The following is a 6,987-nucleotide window of genomic DNA, read 5'->3' as shown; positions in this document are numbered from 1 at the left end:
TAGCCCTTCGGGCAGGCCATACGGGGATGACGGAAGAAGCCCAAGTTGGGAGGTCTGCTGCGCGAGCTACTTCGAAAGCACGCCCTTCGGCGGGGGGGTGTGCTTTGGGCGTTGAAAAACGTGGTGCCGGGGAACCGTTGGCTCCCCGGCACCTGGATGTCTCTTGTGTCAGTGGCCGGCTGGTGCTTCTGCCTTGCCGCCCTTGATGGTCCATGCGCCCACGATTGCCACCACGGACAAGCCTGCCGCCAGCAGCATTGCCGTGTGGACGCCGCCCATTTCTGCGCCGTCCGTGTCGCCCGAGGCGGCCAAGGTGGCTGCTCGGGCGCTCATGACGCTGACCAGCAGGGCCACGCCGGCGGCTGCGGCCAGTTGCTGGGTGGTGGCGAAGACGGCGCTGCCGTGGGAGTACAGGCGCATCGGCAGGGAACCCAGACCCGCCGAGAACAGCGGCGTGAAGGAGAAGGCCAGGCCGAGGCTCAGGAGCAGGTGGAAGGCCAGGACCGACCATGCCGGCGTGGACGCGGTGAACGTCGTCGCGAACCACAGGGATGCGCTGGTTGCCACCGTGCCGACCACCAAGAGGATGCGTGGGCCGACCTTGTCGTAGAGCCTGCCGACGAACGGGGACAGCAGGCCCATCAGCAAGCCGCCCGGCAGGAGCAGGAGGCCGGTGGTGAGGGGCTGGAAGTGGAGGACGTTCTGCATGTAGATGGGCAGGATCGTCGCCACGCCCAGCAGCAGGCCCATCATGACCATCATCAGCGCGCTGGTGATGGTGAAGGTCCGCACGCCGAACGTGCGCAGGTCCAGCAGGGCCCGTTCCTTGCGCTGGAGGGACACCTGGCGCAGCACGAACGCCACGATGCCGAGCACGCCCACCACGAGGGATCCCCACAGCGTGATCGAGCCCGAGCCGCCTGGCTGACCAATGCTGGACAAGGCGTACACCAAGCCACCGAAGCCGAACACCGACAGCACGACCGACAGCGGGTCGATCGGCGCGTCGCTGCGCTCGCCAACCGACGACACCCACTTCAGGCCCAAGGCCATCGCGGCGAGGGAGATCGGCAGCACGACCAGGAACATCGCGCGCCAGCCCCACAGGTCGAGCACGATGCCGGACACCGTCGGGCCGATGGCCGGTGCCACGGAGATGACGATGGAGATGTTGCCCATCACCGCGCCGCGGCGTTCGGCGGGCACCAAGGTCATGACCGTGGTCATCAGGAGCGGCAGCATGATCGCCGTGCCGGACGCCTGGACCACGCGGGCGGCCATCAGGACCGGGAAGCCCGGTGCGAGGGCGGCGATGAGCGTGCCGGTGCTGAACAAGCCCATCGCCACGCCGAACAGGACGCGGGTGGGCACGCGTTGGATCAGGAAGCCGGTGACCGGGATCACCACGGACATGGTCAGCAGGAAGCCGGCCGTCAGCCACTGCCCGACCGCCGCCGTGACGTCCAGCTCGGTCAGCAGCACGGGCAGCGCGACGCCCATGATGGTCTCGTTGAGGATGACCACGAACGTGGCCACCAGCAGCACGCCGATGACCGTGCGGTCGGCTCGGCTGAGCACGGGTGGCGGCGCCACGGCGTCGGACACACCAGCGGAAGTCATGCGAGGTCCCCCAGAAGAAAAGCGGCGCGCGAACAAGGCCACTGCGCCCGGACACGTCAACACTACCGGCGCACACCGACAATCCCCGCGCGATTTTCCCGGACCACGTGCACTCGTCGCGGTGCGTGCGTGATCGGTGACTGAGGGGAAACGCGCTGGTCAGCCCCTGATGACCCGGGCCAGCACGCGCGGCGCGAACATCGACGACGGCGGGTCCAGCAACCCGATCGTGCGCACGAAAGCTTTCGCCACCACAGGATCATGGCCGGCCACGCGTTGCAGGCGCGCTACGTACCGGTTGACCGCTCGAGTGGCCAGGGGGCGGTGGCCGGGGATCTCGGGGAGCGCCAGGTCGCCGCCGGCGTTGAGCTGCCACACCGGGTCGATGATCTTGGCGGCGGCGCGGAAGAAGCGGCGCGCGAGGTCGTGCTCGCCCTGGCGCAGGCAGCGGCGCAGGGCCTCCGCCTCCAGGGCCGCGACGGTCATGCCCTGCCCGTAGATGGGGTTGAAGCTGCACATCGCGTCGCCGAACACCAGCAGGCCCTCGGGGAACCGGCGCACCCGCTCGTACCGGCGGCGCAGGCTGGCCGGGAACCGGTGGGGGCGCAGCTCGGTCAGCGGTTCGGCCGCGGCGATGCTCTCGAACACCTCCGGCGGCGCGGACCGGCGCACGAACGCCAGGAAGCCCTCCTCGTCGGTCGGCGGGTGCTGACCCCCCATGCCGACCACGGTCAGCATCCAGCGGTCGCCCTCCTGGGCCGCGTACGCGAACCCGGTCGGACGCCCCGGCACCGGACCGACCAGCACGAGCTTGTCCCGGTAGGGCACCTTGGGCCGCACCAGCCGGCTCACGTACATGGTGTCGATCTCGATGGTGTCCTCGGCGGGCACCGGGAAACCCCGTTCAGCCAGCCACTTCAGGCTCCGGCCGCCGCGCCCGAGGGCGTCCACGACGAGGTCGGCCTCCAGCACGCCGGCACTGGTGCGCACGCCGGTCACGCGGTCGCCGTCGAACACCGGGTCCAGCACCTCGTGCCCGTCGACGACCTTGACGCCCCGGTATGAGGCCAGGCGCGACCGGATCGTGCCCTCCAGCAGCGGCCGGGTGAGCTGGATCGCCGAGGCGCCCGTGTCGGTGCGCACCATCTGCTGCCCGTTGAGCACGAAGGTCGCTTCGCGCACGAAGTTCGACCGCGGCACGCCCTCCGCGACGAAGTCGTCCACCAGCCCCGGGAACATCCGGTCCAGCACCTCCGCGCCGCGCAGCAGCACCGTGTGGAAGTGTTTGCCCTGCGGCACGCCCTTCCGGTGCTCCGGCCCGGCCGGGAAGGTGTCCCGGTCGACGACCGTGACCCGTTCGTAGTGCCCCACCAACGCCCGCGCGGCCAGCAGACCACCCATGCTGCCGCCGAGCACCACCGCATGCCGCCCCATCGTGTGACGGTCGCACGACGGGCACAGCGTCCGCTTCTCCCGGAGTGCCGTCCTGTGTGATCTCCACCGGCCGCAACGCTCCGCCCTCCGTGCTGGACGTAGGCTCCATTCGGGTGACGGCACGGCCGATCGCCCGGCTGGAGCGCTAGGGGGAGATTTCGTTGCGGCTGCGGACCGACCGACGCTTGCTGACCGTGTTGCTGCTGTGCCTGCTGGTCGCCTCCGGGTGCGCCGAGCTGAACGCGGTGGAGGACCTTTCCGCACGCATCTCCGCGGCCGGATACCACGATGTGAAGGTCATCCACAGCTTCAGCGAGAGTGTCGACCCCAACTTCGACGGTGTCGACACCGTGATCGTCTACGCGTTCGGTGGTCCGGACGGCGGCGGTGAGGAGGAGGTCGCCCGCATGGTGTGGGACACCTACCCGGCCGTGGTGGACGCGCTCAACCTCACCACGGACGGAGGGAAGAACTACCGCGCCACCGCCGCTGAGCTGGAGACCCGCTTCGGGCCGCGCGAGGTCGAGTTCGACCCGAACATCGTGCTCAAGTGGACCGTCGGAATCGCCGCGTTCTTGCTGGTGCTGTTCGGTGGCGTGGTCGTCCTCGTGATCGTCTTGGTGCTCCGGTACCTGCGACGGCAAGCGGCGCGGACGCCGCAGTACCCCCACACGTACTGATACCGGGCAACGCGAACCGGGGTCGATCTCGTACTGCTCTCCGGAAGTGGCGACCGGTCAGGTGTCGTCGCGTGGTTGCTGGAGGGTTGATGACCCACTGGGGGACTCGGTCGAGCCTGCTCGCCGTGGCGCTCGTCGCGGGTGTGGTGGTGGTGGTGCCGGTCGAAGCCGTGGCCGACGTCGGCGTGGTGCCGTCGGGGCCGACGGTCACCTTGGTCACCGGGGACAAGGTCACGCTGGGCGGCTCGGACGGGGTGGCGGTCAAGGCCGCGAAGGGGCGTGAGCGCATCGGGTTCACGTCCCGGACCGACGTCCGCGGCGACCTGCACGTCGTGCCGTTGGACGCGGTGGCGGGACTGGCCGGCGGGAAGCTCGACCCGCGCCTGTTCAACGTCACCGAGTTGGTGCGCGCGGGCTACGACGACGCCTCGCGCGACCGGCTGCCGCTGATCGTGGACCACCCGCGGGCCGAGGCGACCGGGCGTGCGCTGCCGGCGTTGGGAGCGGCGGCGGTGTCAGTGGAACGGAACGCTGATTTCTGGGCCGTCGCAAAGGATGCCGAGCACATCTGGCTCGACGGTCGGGTGCGCGCGCAACTCGACAAGTCCGTGCCGCAGATCGGTGCGCCGGAGGCGTGGGCCGCCGGGCACACGGGCGCGGGGACGACCGTCGCCGTGCTGGACACCGGCGTGGACGCGGAGCACCCGGACCTGTCCGACGCCGTGGTGGGAGCGCAGAACTTCACCGACTCCGACACCGCCGACGACCGGGTCGGGCACGGCACGCACGTCGCCTCGACCATCACCGGCAACGGCGCGCAGTACAAGGGGGTCGCGCCGGACACCAAGCTGCTCAACGGGAAGGTGCTCGACGACCGCGGCTACGGCCAGGACTCCTGGATCATCGCGGGCATGGAGTGGGCCGCCGCCAACGGCGCCGACGTGGTCAACATGAGCCTCGGCTCGCCCATGCCCAGCGACGGCACCGACCCGCTCTCGCAGGCCGTCAACCGGATCACCGCCGAGACCGGGACCCTGTTCGTGATCGCGGCGGGCAACTCCGGTGGCCTGATCGGCAGTCCCGGCGCCGCCGACGCCGCGCTGACGGTCGGTTCGGTGGACAAGTCCGACCGGCTCGCGACCTCCTCCAGCCGGGGTCGCGTGGACGGCGTGCTCAAGCCCGACCTCACCGCGCCCGGCGTGGAGATCACGGCGGCCAAGGCCGGCGGCGGTCACACCACGCTGTCCGGCACGTCGATGGCCACCCCGCACGTCGCCGGCGCGGCGGCCGTGCTGGCCGGGCAGCACCCGGACTGGCGTCCCGAGCAGCTCAAGGCCGCGTTGATGGGCACCGCCAAGCCGAACGGCGACCTGGCCGACCAGGGCGCGGGCCGGGTGGACCTGGGTACCGCCGCCGCCTCCACCGTGTTCGCCGACACGGGCAGCTTCAGCCTGGGTTCGGTGCAGTGGCCGCACCACGACGACCAGCCCATCACGAAGACCGTCACCTACACCAACACCGGCTCCGAACCGGTCACCCTCGGCCTCGCCGCCGAGGTCACCGGTCCGCAAGGAACCCCTGCCCCGCAAGGCATGTTCACCTTCTCCCCGGCCCGCCTGACCGTGCCCGCCGGCGGCACGGTGAGCACGACCGCCACCGTGGACACCCGCGTCGAGGCTCCGGACGGCGTCTACCAAGGCGTGATCACGGCGACCGGTACTCGGACCGTGCGCACGCCGATCACGTTGACCCGTGAGGTCGAGAGCTACAACGTGACCGTGAAGGCCTTGGACCACAACGGGTCCGCGACCGACATGTACTACTTCAGCTTCGTGGACGTGAACAAGCGCGAGAGCCACACCGGCCACGACCCGTCCGGCACGGTGGTGACCCGCGTGCCCAAGGGCGAGTTCTACCTCAACGGTTTCGTGCAGACCCAGGTGGGCGAGCGCCAGTACCGCAACACGGAGTTCGTGGAGCCTTCGATCGTCATCACCGGGGACACCGAGGTCGTCCTGGACGCCCGGCAGGGCAAGCCGGTCGGATTCGCCACGGACCAGCCCAACGCGAAGACCGGCAGCGCGCAGTACCGGTTCCTGATGAAGACGGCGTGGGGCGAGCTGAGCTACACCACCTACATCCGGGACTACGACTACTTCACCTTCAAGCCCTCCACCACCTCCGCGAAGGACCGCTTCACGTTCACCGCCGAGGCCAGGCTGGGTGAGTGGAACGGCAAGTCCTTCGACGGCAGCCCGTACCTGTACCACTTGCGGCACACCGAGAACGGCGCCATCCCGCAGGACCTCCAGTGGCGGTACCGTGACGCCGACCTGGCGAAGGTGCGGTCCGAGCACGCGGCGGCCAACCCCGGTGTCGTCGGGTTCCGGGAGAACTTCCTGGTGCTGCCCCTGCCGAGCACGCTGACCGAGTACTACACGCCCGACGTGCAGTGGGACGGCCAGTTCATCGAAATGGTGGACCCGGAGCGTTTCGACTACGTGTCCGTGGTCGACCAGATCCGCCCGCGCAGCTTCCCCCTCGGGCGGACGACGGCGGAACGCTGGAACACCGGTGTCTTCGGCCCGGCCTTCCCCACCGGCCTCGACAGCCCGTTGTACTTCGCGGCCCGCATCGGCGACTACACCCGTTTCGTCGTGCCGATGTTCACCGACAACGGCCGGGGCCGTGCCGGTTCCGCCAACGCCGAAGGCACCACCACCCTGTCCAGGGATGGGAAGGTGGTGGGCGAGTACCCGGCTGCGGGCCTGGGCGTCTTCAAGGTCGCCCCGGAACGGGGGCAGTACACGCTGAGCACGACCGCGGACCGTTCATCGTACGCACGACTGTCTACAAAGGTCACCTCTGAGTGGACTTTCACGAGCGAGGGCAACGGAACGGACACCCCGACCCTGATCCCGCTCCTCGCCGCCCGCTTCACCCCGAACCTGGACAACACCAACGCGGCCTCGGCGGGCAGGCCGTTCCGGATCCCGCTGTACGTGCAGCGCAACGGCACCACCGACCCGAGCCGCGTGAACACGCCGACCGTCGAGATCTCCTACGACGATGGCGTTACCTGGCACCGGGCGCCGGTGACCCGTGACCGCGTGCAGTGGACGGCACTCGCCTTCCACCCGACGGACGCGAAGTTCGTGTCCTTGCGCTCCCGAGTCACCGACGCCGACGGCAACGCCCAGCACCAAACCATCATCCGGGCCTACGCCCTGAGGTAAGGTGCCGAGCCGGTCGG

General features: G+C 69.8%; 4 protein-coding genes. 2 read left to right on the top strand and 2 right to left on the bottom strand.

Annotation, left to right across the window (positions count from 1 at the left end):
• Positions 1-168: 168 nt before the first annotated feature.
• Positions 169-1,620: a DHA2 family efflux MFS transporter permease subunit gene (locus tag WBN91_RS18620; protein ID WP_337725034.1), complete on the bottom strand. Its 1,452-nt coding sequence runs from the start codon at positions 1,618-1,620 to the stop codon at positions 169-171.
• Positions 1,621-1,779: 159 nt separating this feature from the next.
• A complete protein-coding gene (locus WBN91_RS18615) occupies positions 1,780-3,054 on the bottom strand; it encodes an FAD-dependent oxidoreductase (RefSeq protein ID WP_337725033.1) in 1,275 nt (424 codons plus the stop codon).
• Between the two features lie 161 nt (positions 3,055-3,215).
• On the opposite strand from WBN91_RS18615, the gene WBN91_RS18610 reads away from it, so the two are divergent.
• Both WBN91_RS18610 and WBN91_RS18605 read left to right on the top strand, forming a co-directional pair.
• Positions 3,216-3,734: a hypothetical protein gene (locus WBN91_RS18610; protein WP_337725032.1), complete on the top strand. Its 519-nt coding sequence runs from the start codon at positions 3,216-3,218 to the stop codon at positions 3,732-3,734.
• A gap of 89 nt (positions 3,735-3,823) precedes the next feature.
• Positions 3,824-6,970 (top strand): S8 family peptidase, encoded by a 3,147-nt coding sequence (locus WBN91_RS18605; protein ID WP_337725031.1) that lies wholly within the window; start codon positions 3,824-3,826, stop codon positions 6,968-6,970.
• Positions 6,971-6,987 lie beyond the last annotated feature (17 nt).

It is taken from the genome of Saccharothrix sp. CCNWYY140 (assembly GCF_037401995.1).
In the GTDB taxonomy this organism is placed as follows: Bacteria; Actinomycetota; Actinomycetes; order Mycobacteriales; family Pseudonocardiaceae; genus Actinosynnema.
This window is presented reverse-complemented; position numbering and strand designations above follow the sequence as displayed.